We start from the raw sequence: 16,443 nt of genomic DNA on the forward strand, positions 1-16,443 counted from the left end.
CATTTGGCTACAAAACACGCAGCGGAGATGGCACATGGGTGTCCAGCCACTGTTTGAGAGGCGCAAGTACGGGGTGTTGCAGGCATCTGTCCATGTATCGCCAGAGGCGCGGCATGTGTTCCAGATAATGGGGTTTGCCATCTCGCAGTTTGAGGCGCGCGAAGGTGCCAATCACACGCAGATGACGTTGCGCCGCCATCACCGCCCAAGAGGTCTCGAAGTCGTCTTGGGTCATCTCGGGGAAAGTCGCGCAATAACGCGCTTTCATGTCAGCAACCAAACCTGGGTCGATGTCGCGGCGGGCGTCTTCCAGCAGCGACATCAAATCGTACGTCACCGGGCCAATGACCGCATCTTGAAAATCAAGCAGCCCGCAGGCTTTTACTCCGGGTCTGTTTGGCAACAGCAGCAAATTATCGACATGATAATCGAAAAGGACCAAAGATTCAGGCGCGCGCCAAGCTTGCGGCAACAGGGCCGTCCAAATATCCATGTAAGTTTGCCGAACCTCAGTCGAAAGCTCGGGTGCGTTGACCAGCGGAAGGTACCACGTGTTCAGGCGGTCTACTTCTTCCAACAACCGTGCTTTCCCGTAGGGGATCACCCCAGGGGGTGTAACCTCGGACACCGCAAACCTGTTCAAGTGAATCAGAACGTCCGTTGCCAGTTCATAGAGTTCGGTTTCGTCGTGATCGTTCGTCAGGAGTCTCGTGTAGGTGTTGTCGCCAAGGTCTTCCAGCAGCAGAAACCCTTGCTGTGTATCTTCGGCCAGAATGTCCGGAGCGGAGAATCCAAGTTTAACGAGGTGCTGGCCAATTGCCACGAATGGGCGCACATCTTCCTGCGGTGGCGGCGCATCCATCAACACGGTGTCAGCTTCACCGTCCTTGATGATGCGCTCGTAACGGCGGAATGAGGCATCTCCTGCCAGCGGTTTACGTGTTGCACCGGCCCAGCCATTGGCGGCTAGAAAATCATCTGCGGCTTGGGTGCGATCCCACGTCATGATACGTCTGATACCTCATCAAGATTTTTCAACCGATCTGACCAGATTGGATCAGCTTTCAGTGTGGCCACTCGGTGCGCGGTCTTTGGATCGATCGTTAGCGTGATGTCCAAGCGGTCTCGTGGCAACCAGGCTGCGGCTTTTTCAGGCCATTCGATTAAACTGAGACCCGATGCAAACGCATCCTCCACGCCAAGTTCCTGCACCTCATCGGGGTGTTTCAGGCGGTACCAATCGAAATGCCAGATTTCTGGTGTAACGGTGTCGTAGACATGCACCAGGGTAAACGTCGGACTGGCGATATCCGTGGTTTTCCCCAGGCGTTCAGTAATAAACCCTCGCGCCAGAACCGTTTTACCAGCGCCTAGCGTCCCAGACAGGGTGATGACATCACCACTGGTAGCGTGTTTTGCAAGGGCAGCGCCCAGCGCAAGCGTTTCAGTTTCAGAGGTGAGAGAAAGAGATGTCACAAACTACCGTTAGTTTTGAGTTCTTAAACCTCAGTTGTACCTATCGCCGTGTGATGCTGCAACGCATCCATCTCTCTAAATATTTTAGGTGTTGCCTGGCAGCCGGCAAATGACCTGACGTGTCCCATCTTCTAGGATTTCTGGGTCGCACGTTCCACCATGCAGGTCAGACACATGCTTGATGAGTGTAATCCCAGTCCAGTGGAAGTTGTCGCCGTGACCGTTGAAGCTGGGTCCGGTGGCGATCATCATCAATCCAGAGCGGTCGTCACTCTGCGAGGCTTTCTGGACCGTCAGGGTGACGGTGCTGCCAGGCCTTGTTCCATCAACAGCGCCACTGATTAAATGATATAGCATCTGTCGAATGCGTTTGGAATCGCCCACGATCCACTCAATGGTGTTTGAAACGTCTGTTTCTATATTGAAATTTTTAGTCTTAAAGTTCTCGCGGGTGAGGCTCACAACAGAATTCAACGCCTCAATAAAATCGAAGCTGTCTAAAGTCAGCGTATCTTTATCGGTGTCGAGCGAAGACAGAACGCTGATGTCGTCGATCAGGCGCAACAAGCTCGTGGCGGTGTTATATGCCGTGTCATATACGGTTCCGGTTTCCAGGTTGTTTTTCGGCGTTTTGTTTTCCGAGTGTTTGATTTCGGAGTGTGCCGCCAACATTTTCAATGGGGTGCGCAATTCGTCCATGGCATCCGCGATGAAGGCGCTGCGCAGTTTTTCGTTGTCGGTTAAAGTTCGCGCCCGCGTGCGCAAGGCATGCTCCACGCGCGCTGGATCAGAAATATCATCATAGGAAAACAGAACTCCGCCGTCGGGCAAGGGTGCGGCCACCACTTCCACAACGACGCCATCGCGGCATTCAAACTTGGCTTGGCGCGTGAGACGTTCGGAGTCTGGTGAGAGGGCCCCCAACACGAGGCTCTGATAGCCCGTTAAATTTTCTGCATCGGCAAAGGTGGTTGCCATCATTTCCATGACGTCCGCCACGGACGTTTGTTCTTCGACGATGTGCTTGGGGAGATTCCACAACGATAGAAATGCTGGATTGGCCAGTTGCAGTTGGCCATCGGTCGTAAAAACGGCAATGGCCTCATTTAAGTTGTCGATGGTCTCCCGCTGCACGGCGATCAGCGTGTTGTAGGAGCGCTCCATGGCCAAAGTGTCGGTAACGTCTTCATAGGTGGTCAGCAGTCCGCCCATGGGGTGAGGGGCGACCACCCGGCGCAGCGTCATGCCGTCGGGCAGGTGCATGACGTCTTCCAACGGGTCGATCAGGGAATGAAACCGGTCCAACTCTTTTTCTTTAAAGGCCGGAAAATCAGCCACTTCCGGCAAGCGCCGTTGATCCCGTAACGCTTCCAACACGGCACCATAAGAAGGCCCGTCGCGCAGCCAGTGCGAGTCGAGACCCCAGAGTTGGGTAAAGGCTGTGTTGTGAAAGGCTAGTCTTTGATCGGCACCGAAAACAGCGATGGCTGTCCCCAGGCGTTCCAAAACTTCTGCATGGGCGGCTGTTTCGCGGCCCAGGCGTGTTTCCAACTCCTCCTGCCGGGTGACATCATAGGCCACACCTGCCGTCATCAAGCCGCTGCCATCGCCAAAGAGTGTTGGGGTGGTGGTGGAGACGTCAGATTTGTCTTCTCCGTCACCAGCATCAGCCAGTTGGTTCAAAGACACCGGGTTCTCGGTGACTTCCATCAGCCTGCGGCTGCCATCAATGACCATATGAAAAGGGGCCGACCGCGTGACACCAGAGGCGCGCGCGGCGGCGGCAAGCGCCCGGACTTCTCGCACCGAGGCACGGGGGGCCAGTTCTCTGCCGCGGCTTGTTACGTCTGAGATATTGCGCGCGTCTACGGCTTTGATATAAGCCGCGTTGCAATAGACCAGAGACAAATCGTCGTCTCGCAACCAAACGGGTGAGGTCAATCCATCTAAGGTACTTTTCAGGCGTTGGTTGGTCTCGACCAAATACGCATTTTCGTGCGTTAAGGTCTCAACGGCGGCGACGCCTTCTGTAACGTCGCTCATCCAGACCATATCAACGGATATAGAGCCAGCTAGCCCAGACTCACTGTTTTCGCTTTGAGTCGCGGCCCGTACGCCGCGTGCTTCGATGCGCCGTCCAGTCGCAACATGATCTAACTCAATCGTAAAACCGCGCCCATTGTGTCGCAGGGTTTCAACCGAGAGACTCAAAAGATCTGCTGCATCCTTTTCAAATCCGCTTAAGACGTCCTCAAAACTTGAGTCTAAACCCCGATACAAGTCCAGTAATACGGCCAGGCGACGTGAGCATTGGCCTGTGTCACTGTCTTGACCAAACCAGCCAAAATATCCGTCAGGTGAGGCATCCAGCGCCGCAGTCATAGAGGCCCCGCGCCGGTCAGAAGTCTCGCGGTCTTGTTCCGCACGGCGCCAGCCTCTGTGCTGCCAGTAGAGCACAGCAAGAGCGGGCAGGAGGATTAAGAGGGTTGCGCCTGCAATAGCCAACCAAAGGGGTGAGAGTGTCATAACACTACAGGGCTCTGATGACCGTCAATTCGCATAACCAGTTCAGAATGAGCCCCCCGCAGGATTGATAGCCTTAGCCAAGTAAGATCGCAGCAAATTGTCTCACAGTGTTATATGGTATAGATCGATTCTACAAAACCCGGATTAAACATTCAGTCTTAACCATGAAACTCAAACACCAGGACGATATAGATTTTATTTGGGGAACTCCCGTATTTACGTTCACGTGGCCAAATGCAACCGCAATTAATGCCGAGCTCAAGGTCTTAATTCTTGAGCGCAAGGCAAGTCAGCCCACGCTTCACGCGAATAGCCATGAAGGCTGGCGTTCTTCTGATGATTTTCTGAAATGGCCTTCGCCGGCGGTTCAAACCTTTCAGGGATGGATCATTGAGGCTTTTAAGAAAGCGACACAGGGCACGAGCAGAGGGCAGGATTATAGCGGCAGCATTCGCATATCCAGTTGGGCCAATGTAAATCACGCTGGCGATTTCAAAGCCGTTCACAGACATCCAAACAGTGGCTGGTCAGGCATGTACTACGTTGATGTCCACGAACCTGAAGACAATTTAAAGGGCCCGGGCTTAAAGCGCCCGTCCTTAAAGAGCCAAGGCCAAATTTACTTTCAGGATCCCAGATGTGGTGCTGGGATGTGCCCAGATGCTTTTAACTTATTTGGACAAGAGCGTAGCCTCCAACCATCAAACGGCGAGATGTTTTTGTTTCCCTCATGGCTGCCACACGGCCTGTCGCCGTGCCACGGTAAGGGCGAGCGCATTTCTATTGCCTTCAACATTGCCCTCTTGGATTTGATGTAAGCGACAGACATGGTCAGCAATAATATGATCGAGAATAAGGCTTTACGAGAAAACGGTATGCAGGCGACGGATTTCAAGTTGTCTGACGGTACATTTGTGTGGTGGACAACGCCGATTTTGAAACGGCGGTTGCCCGACACCGCTGGGGTCAATTCTGAGTTAAAGAAAATAGTGTTGGAGCGCGCCGAATCCTCTCGCACAGTTCAAAAAAGTAACGAGGGCGGCTGGCATTCCGATGAAGATTTGCTCAGTTGGGGTGGTCCAGCGATCGCGCAGTTGCAGCGGTGGATTGTTGAAGGCTTTCAAGATTTGACCACAGCAATGTCTGGTGGCCGACCATATAAGGGAAACTTGGAACTCAACGCTTGGGCTAATCTTAATCGTACTGGAAACTATAACAACATTCACACCCACCCCGCCTGTGTTTGGTCTGGTGTGTATTATGTCGAGGTGGGGGATCCCCCAACCGAGCGGCATCCTAAATCTGGTGCGATCGAATTTTTTGATCCCAGAGCGGGTGCTGAGATGGTCGCCCTGCCGGGGTTACCCTTTTCTCAGCAGAAATTGATTATTCCCGCGTCTGGGCAGATCATCATGTTTCCAAGCTGGTTGAAGCACCTTGTTCACCCCTATTGGGGTGAACAAGAGCGCATCTCAATTGCGTTTAATGTTCGGTTGCGACCAACAGTTTAAGGCCGCACCCTTAAGGCGTTTCGGGTGCGCGGTAGTCATGCCTAGTAACGGCCCTGCCTAGTAACGATAAGCCTCTGGCTTAAATGGGCCTTGGGCATCCACTCCGATGTACGCAGCCTGTTTTGGTGTCAGTTTCGTCAGTTTTGCACCAATTTTTTCTAGGTGAAGGGCGGCCACTTTTTCGTCCAGGTGCTTCGGCAACACGTACACTTGCTTTTCGTAGTTATCGGCATTTTTCCACAACTCGATTTGAGCCAGCACCTGGTTGGTGAAGGAGGCGCTCATCACAAAACTGGGATGGCCGGTTGCGCAGCCCAGGTTCACCAAACGGCCTTCGGCCAGAAGAATAATGCGCTTGCCGTCAGGGAACTCAATTTCGTCAACCTGCGGTTTTACGTTGTGCCATTTGTAGTTCTTAAGGGCATCGACCTCAATTTCGGTATCAAAGTGACCGATGTTGCAGACGATGGCGCGGTGCTTCATTTCCCGCATGTGCTCAAGGGTAATCACATCCACGTTGCCAGTGGTCGTCACGAAGATGTCGCCCACTGGGGCCGCATCTTCCATGGTGGTGACCTCGAACCCTTCCATGGCGGCTTGCAGCGCACAGATGGGATCAACTTCTGTCACCATCACACGACAGCCGGCGTTGCGCATGGAATCTGCGGAACCCTTGCCAACGTCGCCATAGCCATTCACCACGGCCACTTTACCAGCCATCATCACGTCGGTGGCGCGCCGCACGCCGTCGACCAGGCTTTCGCGGCAGCCGTAAACGTTATCAAACTTAGATTTGGTGACACTGTCGTTGACGTTAATACACGGCACTTTCAGGGTACCGGCTTTGGCCATTTCATAAAGGCGGTGTACGCCTGTTGTGGTTTCTTCGGAAATGCCGCGCACGTCATTTAACAACTCGGGATACTTTTCGTGCATGATCTGGGTCAGATCGCCGCCGTCATCCAAAATCATGTTCGGACGCCAGCCATCAGGGCCTTCAATGGTCTGCTCAATCGCCCACCAGAATTCTTCGTCGGTCATACCTTTCCAGGCAAACACAGGAATTTCTGCTGCTGCGATGGCCGCGGCCGCGTGATCTTGGGTTGAAAAGATATTGCAGGAGCTCCAGCGCACTTCGGCACCCAATGCGGTCAATGTTTCAATCAGCACCGCGGTTTGGATGGTCATGTGCAGGCAACCTGCAATGCGTGCGCCTGCGAGGGGTTTGCTGCTGCCATACTCTTCACGAGTGGCCATCAGGCCAGGCATTTCGGTTTCGGCCATTTCGGTTTCGTGGCGGCCCCACTCAGCCAGAGAAATGTCAGCAACTTTGTAATCTGTAAAACTCATGGGGGCTCCTAAAGGCGTTCAGAATGTGAGGGGATGAAGTCAAAATGGCGGGAGTAATCAGGTTGGCCAGTTGAAATTTGCACCGCATATACCAGTCGACTCGGTTGTGAGCAAGCCGCTGCCCCCGTTCAAAACGGGGGTTATACGTTTGCCATCTCTTGAATAAAGGCGTTCAGACGCTCGGAATCCGCGTCATTGGTCAGCCGCCGGGCGCGGCCGGACACGGCGGAGAGGTTGAGCGCACGCACCCGCTTTTTCACCCGCGGAATACTGCCTGCAGCCATCGACAGTTCCGTGATGCCTAAACCCAGTAGAAGTGGGGTTAAGCGTTCATCGCCGGCCATTTCGCCGCAAATCGACACAGGTATACCGGCGGCGGCGGCGGCTTCAGCTGAAAACTGGATCAGTCTCAGGACGGCTGGGTGCAGCGGATTGTAGAGGTGCGCTACGGTTTCGTCGCTGCGATCAATGGCCAGTGTGTATTGTGTTAAATCGTTCGTGCCAATGGCGAAAAAATCGGCCTCGGCGGCCAGAGCGTCTGCCGCCAAAGCGGCCCCCGGAATCTCGATCATGATTCCAAGCGGTGGAATCGGGTCTGCAATTTTCACGCCCTTGCGTCTAAGCCGGCCAGCCAATCGGGTTAAAATGCGCCGGACCTCGCGCACTTCTCCTACGGTACAGACCATGGGCAGAAGAATTCGAACCGGGCCATAGGCGCCGGCGCGCAGAATAGCGGTCAGTTGTTCCATGAAGGGTTTGCGGTGGCGCAGCGAGAAACGGATGGCGCGTAATCCAAGCGATGGATTGGGGCCGGGTTCGAAGCCAAGGGCATCGCTCAGTTTGTCCGCGCCAATATCGAGGGTGCGAATGGTCACCGGGCGTCCATCCATCCGGTCGACAACATTGCGTAGAACTTCGAACTGCTCGTCTTCCCGAGGCAGGTCAGTCCGGTTCATAAACAGGAACTCACTGCGCAGCAGTCCAATGCCGGTCGCGCCGGATTTAATGACGCTGTCGATCTCGGTTGGCAGCTCAATATTGGCCTGGAGATTTACCGCCACGCCATCTTGAGTCACCGCTGGGACCGTGCGCAATTTGTCCAGTAATCTGCGGCTGCGTAAATAGGCCGCGCGGCGCTTGCGATATTCCGCCAACGTCGCTGCCGTCGGATTGAGAATGACATATCCGGCGCTGCCATCGACGATCAACGTGTCGCCATTGCGTGCCCAGTTTGTAAGCTCCGTGGCTGCAACAACAGCAGGCAGAGCCAAGGAACGGGCCATGATCGCCGTATGACTTTCAACGCCACCGAGTACGGTGGCCAGACCGGCCACTTGGCTCGGGTCTAGCAAAGCCGTATCAGCCGGTGACAGTTCATCGCTGACGATTACGGCATTGCGCGGCAGGGATCCAAACGCAACGGACTCTTTTTTGCCCAGGCACCGCACCAAGCGGTTCCCGACCTCACGGATGTCGTCAATGCGGGTCGACAAGTAGCTGTCTTCCATAGCCGCAAAGGCTTCTTCCATCAGATTGATTTCTTTAAGAACCGCAGCTTCGGCATTGATTCGGTCTTGTTCGATGCGTTTTTCGACGCCGCGGATCAAGCGTGATCCCTTGAGCATCTGTTGATAGGCATCCAAAAGATAGCCGAGCTCTTCGCGTGCGGCACCCGGCAACTGTGAGGCCTTTTTCTGAAGCAGGTCGATTTCCCGGCTCGACTTGCGCGCGGCATTGGTCAGTCTGGCTTGCTCACGCTTGATGCGGCTCGCTGGAATGCGGACTTCTCGCACATACACGTTGTAGCGCGAATCATGACGATACACGGTGCCAATGGCGATCCCGCGCCCCACGGCTAATCCTGAAAACTGCTGCTCTTTGCCGCTGTCTTTGCGCGCAGGGGGATCAGTCTTCATGGAAGCCGTCCTCTACGAGCTGGCACAAGCTATCCACTGCCGCTGCGGCGTCTGCGCCGGTTGCGGATAAGCTGATCTCAGTTCCCGGTGCAGCGGCGAGCATCAATAGGCCCATGATAGAGCAACTTGAGACTTCCAGTTCCCCGCGTGACACGGTGACTTGGGCATCAAATTGTTCAGCTGTCTTGCAGAATTTTGCCGCCGCTCGCGCGTGCAGTCCTTTGGTGTTTATGATTCTGGCCGTGCGGTGAATGGGGTCTGACATTGCAGATTATTACTCTACTCGCTCTGGGCCAGCAGAGCAGAGGCCACATTGATATATTTACGCCCAGCGTCTTGGGCCTGCAGTACGGCTTTGTCCATGGGTTCAGTTGAGCGCACCGAGGCCAGTTTGATCAACAAGGGCAAATTAACCCCGGCGATCACTTCCACGTTGGCATTTTCCATAATCGAGATCGCCAGATTCGACGGTGTGCCACCAAACATGTCGGTCAGAACAACCACGCCTTTGCCAGAGTCTACTTTTTCAACAGCGGCCACAATTTCGGCACGACGTTGTTCCATATCATCGTCAGGTCCGATGCAAATACTGGCTGTTTGGGTTTGCGGGCCAACCACATGTTCCAGCGCGGCAAACAATTCCAGCGCGAGCCGACCATGCGTTACGAGAACCATGCCAATCATCTATGAAGCGTCCGTTTATGATGCGGTATGTCTTGTGTTTACAAGAGTACCGCGTGTGTGAGTTCAGTTATGTATCTGTTTAAGGCCCTATTGGGCTAAGGCTCATTTTATTCAAGGTCTAATATCAAAATCAGGTTCATATTCCCTTATTGATCATTCAGGTCACGGTGGCGGAAGTCAAACGCAATCCCCTGTGATGTGAGCCATTTGGCCATCTGTTCAACGGTATAAACAGACCGATGCCGTCCCCCGGTGCAGCCAATGGCAATGGTCAGGTAACTTTTGCCTTCTTCCCGGTAGCGTGGCAACAGTGGCATCAGTAAACCTTTAAGGTGCACCATAAACGACTCAAAGTCTTGATCGGCGGCCACATAATCACCCACGGGTTGATCGAGTCCGGATAGGGGTTTGAGATCCGGCACATAATGGGGGTTACGCAGGAAGCGCACATCAAACACCAAGTCGGCCTCGCGTGGCAGTCCATTGCGATACCCGAAGGACACCAAATGAATATGCATGGCGCGTTCGGCTTTATCGCTGAAGGTTTTTTCCAACAACCGTTTCAAATCTGCGGTTGTGAGGTTAGAGGTATCAAGCACCAAATCCGCCGCCGCCTGGACAGGACGAAGCAAGTCACGTTCCAATGTAATGGCGCTCGCGACGGGAAGATCTCCGGCTAACGGATGAGGTCGACGTGTTTCTGTGAATCGCCGCTGCAAGACCTCATCGTCACTGTCGAGATAAATCAGGGTTGGTGTTACACGGTCACCTTGCGCGCCATCAGAGGTGCCCTCTTGGGCAATATGCTGTAATGCCTTGACCAGGTTTTCGGCATCGAAGTCACGGGTGCGGACGTCGATGCCAATCACCAGCGGCCGGTCAGGTCCACCACCGCGCAGTGCAGCTTCTAACAGATACACAGGCAGATTATCGACGGTTTCAAACCCGAGGTCTTCCATGGCGTTTAACGCCGAGCTTTTGCCGGCTCCCGACATGCCTGTGACGATGAAAAGGCGGACGCCCTCATCACTCAATTTCGGTGGTGTTTCAGTCATCTGAACGTTCCACAATTGCGCCAAACGCATTGATCCTGTGCGCCGCGAGTTTCACTCTTGCTAAGGCTGAGGGTAACAGCGCATCGATTTGAATCCTTGGCAGAGTTACGCCTTCAAGCAAACACGATAAGGACTCCGGCATACGCTGGATCTCCTTAACCGGCATCAAATCTACCACCAGTCCAATCGCTGCTGGCGACGTGAAGGGCATGGTGATGATCCCGATGCCCCGGACTTCCATCTTACCGGCGATGGTCTGTGGCGCTGCGGCAATGAGCGTGCCGTTTGTGACGCTGACCTCGCAATAGTCGTCAGACACAAGTTTTGCGCCGTCGTCAATCAGGCGCAGGGCCAAGTCTGATTTGCCCGCCCCAGAGGGGCCGCGCAGCAGAACACCAAGTCCGTCAAGAGACACGCAAGAGGCATGAATCACAGTCGTCATAGTCTTACTATAGTCATACTCATGATATGAGCCTGATCCTTTGACCTGCATCTGGTCAAGCGGCACCGCTCTACTAGCCCCAAAGTGTGATCACCCTGTTCACTGGCCGCGCATCTGATATACCCGCATCCTATCACGGTCTCTGATTCAGGACTTATGCGTCAGGGCTTTTAAACTCAAAAAGTGCGGACTCGCTCTCAGCAATGCTTCTTGAAATCCTCTCTGTGATGGCCCCTGTGGGGATTTTGGCCTTGATCGGTTTTGCCTGGGACCGCAAGGGCTTGCCCTTCGACACCAATATGGTGGCCTATCTGGTGACCAACATCGGCGCGCCGTGTCTGATTGTTTCGACCTTATTGGCCAACCGGCCGGACCCTGATGTGATTCAAGAAATGGGCCTTGCTGCCCTTCTCGTGGTGGCGTCAGTGACCTTCATCGCCACTGTAGGACTTCGCTTGGCCGGCAAGTCGCTTAAGGTTTATCTGCCGGCTCTGACCTTTCCCAATTCAGGCAATATTGGCATTCCGCTGTGCCTGTTTGCGTTTGGTGATGAAGGCTTGGCCCTGTCCGTGGCGTTCTTTTCAGTCATGGCGTTGACCCAGTTCACCTTGGGCGTTGGCGTTGCCGCAGGCCGGATGGCCATCAAAGACGTTATCGGAAATCCTGTTTTGTGGGCGGCCGCCGTCGCTTTTGTATTGCTGATCATAGAGGCGGCCTTGCCACGCTGGATCAGCGGCACAGTTGATACCATCGCGGGGATGGTCATTCCGTTGATGTTGATGTCTCTCGGTATTTCGCTGTCGCGTCTCAGGCCGAATGATCTGATGCGCAGCACGGTCTATTCCGTTGCGCGTTTAAGTCTGGGCTTTGCCGCTGGTGTCGGCATTTCAGCTCTACTCGGTCTTGATGGGGTGGCCCGCGCCGCTGTCATTATTCAATCGGCGATGCCGACGGCGGTGTTCAATTATCTGTTTGCGCTACGTTACGACAACCGCCCAACTGAAGTTGCTGGCATTGTTGTGGTGTCGACGGTGTTGTCGTTTATGACCCTGCCTTTTTTACTCGCCTATGTTTTGGCCGGCCCTGGCTTGTAAGCTCCGGGTTTATGAAGCAGGCAGACGCACCGTAAACACAGCACCGCCGTCCTCCCGGTTGGCGGCGCTGATGGTGCCCTTATGGGCTTCAATGATTTGTTTCGAAATCGACAACCCCAGCCCTGAATGCGTGCCGAATTTCTCGTCCTCGGGGCGTTCCGAATAGAACCGGTTGAAGATGGCGTCTTCTTTGCCCGGCGGAATTCCCGGCCCTTGGTCGCGCACTTTGACCGTGACAGTGCCGTTTTCGCGGCGGCCTTGGATGAACAGTTTTCCTCCCGGAGGACTGAACGAAACGGCGTTGCCAATAAGATTACGAAACACTTGCGCCAAACGGCCTTCCAGCCCTGAAACGGACAACGGATCATGAGACGGCAGATCCAGGTCAATGTGAGGGGCGTCTGGTTTATCTGTGGTGTTGTGAATGCTGGCTAAGGTTTCAAGTAAGGTTGTAATATTCACAGGCTCGCTCTCGGCCCGGGAAAGCTCTGCATCCAAACGTGAGGCATCGGAGATATCCGAAATCAATCGATCCAGCCGGGTGACATCATCTTGAATGATGCTCATCAACTGCTTCTGTTGGTCTGGGTCTTTGACACGGGCGACGGTTTCCACGGCACTGCGGAGCGACGTCAGCGGGTTTTTGATCTCGTGGGCCACGTCCGCCGCAAACTGTTCTGTGGCGTCCATGCGCTGCCACAGCGCTTCCGTCATCTCGCGCAAGGCGCTGGACAGAGCGCCAATCTCATCGCGACGTTTGCTCAGGTCGGGAATGGTGTGCTGTCGGCTGCGGCCATCACGCACCAGGGTTGCCGCTTCGGCCAGACGTTTCACCGGCCGGGCGATGGTACCTGCGAGATACAGGGACAGCAGAACCGTGACCCCAGTGGTCCAGGCAAAAATGGTAAGGATGGCGCTGCGCACTTCAAACAAACGCGCTTCAACGCGGGAGTCATCTTCCGAGACGAACACTGCGCCAACAATTTGTTTATAAAATTGCACCGGCACCGCAACGGTCAGGATCTTGCGGCCATTGGCGTCCAGCCTGACGGCATTGGCGGCTTCGCCCCGCTCTAATGCCCCAACCACCTCCATAAAATCATAGGCCGTGCCGTTGACCTCTTCCACATAGGGGTCGAGGTCTTCGCGCGAGCCGATAATGGCTTCAGTCCAATCAAAAGCCTCACGCAGCCAGCGGGTCAGGGTGTCTTCTTCGATCTCGGCCAAGTCGACGACGCGGACTTCACCACCGGGTCCGCGCAGCAACCGGCTGTCAGCGATCATCGCGCCACCAGTGCCGTAGAGCCGGGCGCGTACGTTCGCTAGGCCAGCCAAACGGCGCACCAATTGTTGGGCGTTGGGGCGGTCAATGCGCCGGGTTGCGCCCGCGGGCATGAAGGCACCGAAGGCTTCGCTTTCGGTTTCGATCACCACCGCCCCTTCGCCAATTGAGGCGGCGATCAATTCGCCCTCGGTGCGCAAAGCATCCAATTCCGTGGCAATCAGCGATTGCTCGTACTCGTCGAGAAACAACAGACCCAAGCCCAGCAGCACCGGCGCGACCAAATTGACCGCCAGCACCCGCCGGGTCAGCAACGTCAGTCGCAAGCCGCCACTGCCGGCCTGGCCTGTGCTGGCGCGCTGGTTGCTGCGTTCGGTCGTTGGGGCAATGCGAAAGTCTTGGTCGGCGCGCACGCGATCATCCTTGACTGGCGCCGTCGCGGCAGGGTTAAGCGGCGGCTTCCCGATACTTATAGCCTACGCCGTACAAGGTCTCGATATTTGCGAACTCATCATCCACATGCCGGAATTTTTTGCGCAGCCGTTTGATGTGGCTGTCGATGGTCCGGTCATCCACATAAATATTTTCGCCATAGGCCGCGTCAATCAACTGATCCCGGCTTTTCACGTGGCCCGGTCGGCTCGCCAGCGCCTGAATGATCAGAAACTCGGTGACGGTCAAATTCACAGGGCTTTCTTTCCACTTGCACAAGTGCTGTGCCGGGTCGAGGGTCATTTCACCGCGTTTGATGGCGGTTTCTGAGTCGCCGTCGCCGCCTTCCTTTTGGGCTTCAATGCGCCGCATCACAGCTTTAATGCGCTCGATCAGCAGGCGCTGCGAGAAGGGTTTCTTGATGTAGTCGTCGGCGCCCATGCGCAGGCCGTGCAACTCGTCCACCTCATCATCTTTGGACGTCAGAAAAATCACCGGCGTCGGTGCTTTATCTTGCAGCCGTTGCAGCAGCTCAATGCCGTCCATGCGGGGCATCTTGATATCCAGCACGGCTAAATCCACGGGGTTATCGATGATACCGCGCAAGGCTTCTGCGCCGTCCCGATAGGTGGCAACGTCGAACCCTTCCTGCTCCAGCATAATGGAGATGGAGGTCAGAATATTGCGGTCATCATCGACCAAGGCGATTCGGTGAGCCATTACGGCCTCCCCTCTGGGTTTGTCCTCTAGTTTCGTCCTCTTGGACCCGGGAGACGCACAGACCGCATTTGTTTCAGTCTGAACACGCCCGACAAGAGCACATAACATATGACTATTATGGCAGAATTACTGCGTTTTGCTGCCTGATTTCTGCCACAATTCAAAAATGTGGCCTGGCCTGAAAAGCCGGATGGTTCTGTTGCGCTGCACCATTTTTGCCGGGGCCACGCCCTGTTGCCTTGGGTGTTCCGTGGGGTTATGTAAGGCTCAAATACTGCCGGTTGGGGCATTTTACCCGCTTCCCATGCCGGCTTTTCTTTTTTTGCTTCTCGGGAGTTTCAGGGTGGATAACACAGGTCACGTGGTCAGTTCTTTTGGCATCGACAAAAACGGCATTAACACCAAGGGGACGGTGCATTGGAATTTCGGCTCCGCCCAGCTCATTGAAACGGCCGTGCGCCGTAATGAAGGCAAGCTGTCTAAAGATGGTGCTCTGGTCTGTATTACCGGGCAACACACGGGCCGCTCCCCCAACGACAAGTTCATCGTCAAAGATGACGTCAGCGAAACCACAATCGATTGGGGCAAAGTGAACGTTCCCATGACCCCTGAGCACTTTGACGCTCTGCATGAAAAGATCCTGACGCACATGTCGACCAAGGATCTTTTTGTTCAAGACTGTTACGCCGGGGCCGACCCCGAGAACCGCCTGCGGGTGCGCATCATCAACGAGAACGCCTGGCACAACCTGTTCGCCCGCAACATGTTCATTCAGCCCAAGGATGAGGCGCTCGGCGATTTTGAGCCCGAGTTCACCGTCTTGCAGGCACCGTCCTGTCATGCCGACCCGGCCATCCACGGCACCAACTCTGAAGTTTTCGTGGTCGTGAATTTCTCGAAAAAACTGGTCCTCATCGGCGGCACCATCTACGCCGGTGAAATCAAGAAATCCATTTTCTCGATCCTCAACTACATTCTGCCCGAGCGTGGCGTATTGCCCATGCACTGTTCTGCCAACATCGGCCCCGAAGGCAACACGGCGATTTTCTTTGGCCTGTCCGGCACTGGCAAAACCACATTGTCTGCTGATCAATCCCGCGTCCTGATCGGTGATGACGAGCACGGCTGGAGCGACACCAGCGTGTTCAACTTTGAAGGCGGCTGCTACGCCAAGGTCATCAATTTGTCGGAAGAAGCCGAGCCGGAAATCTACGCCACCACCCGGCGTTTCGGCACCATTCTCGAAAACGTGGTGATGGACCCCACCACCCGCGCGCTCGACCTCAACGACGGCTCCCTGACGGAAAATACCCGCGCGTCCTATCCGGTCGACTTCATTCCCAACACTTCTGAAACCGGCTTCGGCCCCTTGCCGAAAAACGTCATCATGCTGACCGCCGATGCTTTTGGGGTGTTGCCGCCCATCTCGAAGCTCACGGCTGAACAGGCCATGTATCACTTTCTCTCAGGCTATACCGCCCGTGTGGCTGGGACCGAAAAAGGCGTCAAAGAACCGCAAGCCGCATTCTCGGCCTGTTTTGGTGCGCCGTTCATGCCGCGTCACCCCACGGTCTACGCCAAGCTGCTCGGTGAGAAGATCGAGAAAACCGGGGCCACCTGCTGGCTGGTCAACACCGGCTGGTCCGGCGGCGGCTATGGCGTGGGCCAGCGCATGAAAATCAAATACACCCGCGCCATGCTCAACGCGGCGCTGGATGGCACGCTTGATAACGTCGCGTTCAAAGCTGATCCCAACTTCGGTCTGTTGGTGCCAACGTCATGCCCCGGTGTGCCTGATGATGTGTTGCAGCCCAACACCACCTGGCAGGATCAGGCAGCCTACAACACCGCCGCCCAAGACGTCGCAGATCGTTTTGAAAAGAACTTCAAGCAGTTCGAAACCCATGTGCATGCCGATGTGATGGCCACGGCCATTCGCGCCGCGGCCTAGCGAA

15 protein-coding genes are annotated in these 16,443 nt (G+C 55.1%); 4 read left to right on the plus strand and 11 right to left on the minus strand.

Annotated elements, in window-relative coordinates; all coding sequences use genetic code 11:
• Positions 1-7 precede the first annotated feature (7 nt).
• The 3 genes from RIC29_13435 to RIC29_13445 all read right to left on the minus strand — a co-directional run bounded on the left by RIC29_13435 (position 8) and on the right by RIC29_13445 (position 4,002).
• On the minus strand, positions 8-1,006 hold the full coding sequence (locus RIC29_13435; protein ID MEQ8735922.1) for a phosphotransferase: 999 nt from the start codon (positions 1,004-1,006) through the stop codon (positions 8-10).
• Positions 1,003-1,476, minus strand: coding sequence for a tRNA (adenosine(37)-N6)-threonylcarbamoyltransferase complex ATPase subunit type 1 TsaE (tsaE, locus tag RIC29_13440; GenBank protein MEQ8735923.1), 474 nt, complete (start codon positions 1,474-1,476; stop codon positions 1,003-1,005). Before tsaE ends, RIC29_13435 begins: the two co-directional genes overlap by 4 nt.
• Before the next feature lie 84 nt (positions 1,477-1,560).
• Entirely contained in the window at positions 1,561-4,002 is a 2,442-nt protein-coding gene (locus RIC29_13445; GenBank protein MEQ8735924.1) for a PAS-domain containing protein, read from the minus strand.
• Positions 4,003-4,166: 164 nt separating this feature from the next.
• Here RIC29_13445 and RIC29_13450 point away from each other — a divergent pair, with 164 nt between their 5' ends.
• Both RIC29_13450 and RIC29_13455 read left to right on the plus strand, forming a co-directional pair.
• On the plus strand, positions 4,167-4,820 hold the full coding sequence (locus RIC29_13450) for a TIGR02466 family protein (GenBank protein MEQ8735925.1): 654 nt from the start codon (positions 4,167-4,169) through the stop codon (positions 4,818-4,820).
• A 9-nt stretch (positions 4,821-4,829) separates the two neighbouring features.
• On the plus strand, positions 4,830-5,513 hold the full coding sequence (locus tag RIC29_13455; protein ID MEQ8735926.1) for a TIGR02466 family protein: 684 nt from the start codon (positions 4,830-4,832) through the stop codon (positions 5,511-5,513).
• Between the two features lie 57 nt (positions 5,514-5,570).
• On the opposite strand, the gene ahcY is transcribed toward RIC29_13455, so the two are convergent.
• The 6 genes from ahcY to RIC29_13485 all read right to left on the minus strand — a co-directional run bounded on the left by ahcY (position 5,571) and on the right by RIC29_13485 (position 10,960).
• Positions 5,571-6,863 (minus strand): adenosylhomocysteinase, encoded by a 1,293-nt coding sequence (ahcY, locus tag RIC29_13460; protein MEQ8735927.1) that lies wholly within the window; start codon positions 6,861-6,863, stop codon positions 5,571-5,573.
• Between the two features lie 140 nt (positions 6,864-7,003).
• Complete coding sequence (gene ptsP / locus RIC29_13465) at positions 7,004-8,779, minus strand: phosphoenolpyruvate--protein phosphotransferase (GenBank protein ID MEQ8735928.1); 1,776 nt, start codon at positions 8,777-8,779, stop codon at positions 7,004-7,006.
• Entirely contained in the window at positions 8,769-9,044 is a 276-nt protein-coding gene (locus RIC29_13470) for an HPr family phosphocarrier protein (GenBank protein MEQ8735929.1), read from the minus strand. The genes ptsP and RIC29_13470 overlap by 11 nt, the downstream gene beginning before the upstream one ends.
• Before the next feature lie 14 nt (positions 9,045-9,058).
• On the minus strand, positions 9,059-9,463 hold the full coding sequence (locus RIC29_13475; protein ID MEQ8735930.1) for a PTS sugar transporter subunit IIA: 405 nt from the start codon (positions 9,461-9,463) through the stop codon (positions 9,059-9,061).
• Positions 9,464-9,609: 146 nt separating this feature from the next.
• Positions 9,610-10,518, minus strand: a complete 909-nt coding sequence (rapZ, locus tag RIC29_13480; protein ID MEQ8735931.1) for an RNase adapter RapZ — start codon at positions 10,516-10,518, stop codon at positions 9,610-9,612.
• A complete protein-coding gene (locus RIC29_13485; GenBank protein ID MEQ8735932.1) occupies positions 10,511-10,960 on the minus strand; it encodes an HPr kinase/phosphatase C-terminal domain-containing protein in 450 nt (149 codons plus the stop codon). Before RIC29_13485 ends, rapZ begins: the two co-directional genes overlap by 8 nt.
• 203 nt (positions 10,961-11,163) lie before the next feature.
• On the opposite strand from RIC29_13485, the gene RIC29_13490 reads away from it, so the two are divergent.
• On the plus strand, positions 11,164-12,054 hold the full coding sequence (locus tag RIC29_13490) for an AEC family transporter (GenBank protein ID MEQ8735933.1): 891 nt from the start codon (positions 11,164-11,166) through the stop codon (positions 12,052-12,054).
• 9 nt (positions 12,055-12,063) lie between these two features.
• Here RIC29_13490 and RIC29_13495 read toward each other — a convergent pair whose 3' ends face one another.
• Both RIC29_13495 and RIC29_13500 read right to left on the minus strand, forming a co-directional pair.
• Positions 12,064-13,749 carry a stimulus-sensing domain-containing protein gene (locus RIC29_13495; GenBank protein MEQ8735934.1) on the minus strand — a complete coding sequence of 562 codons (1,686 nt, stop codon included), beginning with the start codon at positions 13,747-13,749 and terminating at the stop codon, positions 12,064-12,066.
• A gap of 34 nt (positions 13,750-13,783) precedes the next feature.
• Entirely contained in the window at positions 13,784-14,488 is a 705-nt protein-coding gene (locus RIC29_13500; GenBank protein MEQ8735935.1) for a response regulator transcription factor, read from the minus strand.
• Between the two features lie 343 nt (positions 14,489-14,831).
• Here RIC29_13500 and RIC29_13505 point away from each other — a divergent pair, with 343 nt between their 5' ends.
• Positions 14,832-16,439: a phosphoenolpyruvate carboxykinase gene (locus RIC29_13505; GenBank protein ID MEQ8735936.1), complete on the plus strand. Its 1,608-nt coding sequence runs from the start codon at positions 14,832-14,834 to the stop codon at positions 16,437-16,439.
• Positions 16,440-16,443: the final 4 nt, after the last annotated feature.

This window comes from Rhodospirillaceae bacterium (assembly GCA_040219235.1).
In the GTDB taxonomy this organism is placed as follows: Bacteria; Pseudomonadota; Alphaproteobacteria; order Rhodospirillales; family Rhodospirillaceae; genus WLXB01.

Coding starts and splice junctions, on each gene's coding strand:
- RIC29_13435 (MEQ8735922.1), bottom strand. CDS start 1,006: ATGACGTGGGATCGCACCCAAGCCGCAGATGATTTTCTAGCCGCCAAT.
- RIC29_13445 (MEQ8735924.1), bottom strand. CDS start 4,002: ATGACACTCTCACCCCTTTGGTTGGCTATTGCAGGCGCAACCCTCTTA.
- RIC29_13450 (MEQ8735925.1), top strand. CDS start 4,167: ATGAAACTCAAACACCAGGACGATATAGATTTTATTTGGGGAACTCCC.
- RIC29_13455 (MEQ8735926.1), top strand. CDS start 4,830: ATGGTCAGCAATAATATGATCGAGAATAAGGCTTTACGAGAAAACGGT.
- ahcY (MEQ8735927.1), bottom strand. CDS start 6,863: ATGAGTTTTACAGATTACAAAGTTGCTGACATTTCTCTGGCTGAGTGG.
- ptsP (MEQ8735928.1), bottom strand. CDS start 8,779: ATGAAGACTGATCCCCCTGCGCGCAAAGACAGCGGCAAAGAGCAGCAG.
- RIC29_13470 (MEQ8735929.1), bottom strand. CDS start 9,044: ATGTCAGACCCCATTCACCGCACGGCCAGAATCATAAACACCAAAGGA.
- RIC29_13475 (MEQ8735930.1), bottom strand. CDS start 9,463: ATGATTGGCATGGTTCTCGTAACGCATGGTCGGCTCGCGCTGGAATTG.
- rapZ (MEQ8735931.1), bottom strand. CDS start 10,518: ATGACTGAAACACCACCGAAATTGAGTGATGAGGGCGTCCGCCTTTTC.
- RIC29_13485 (MEQ8735932.1), bottom strand. CDS start 10,960: ATGACGACTGTGATTCATGCCTCTTGCGTGTCTCTTGACGGACTTGGT.
- RIC29_13490 (MEQ8735933.1), top strand. CDS start 11,164: ATGCTTCTTGAAATCCTCTCTGTGATGGCCCCTGTGGGGATTTTGGCC.
- RIC29_13500 (MEQ8735935.1), bottom strand. CDS start 14,488: ATGGCTCACCGAATCGCCTTGGTCGATGATGACCGCAATATTCTGACC.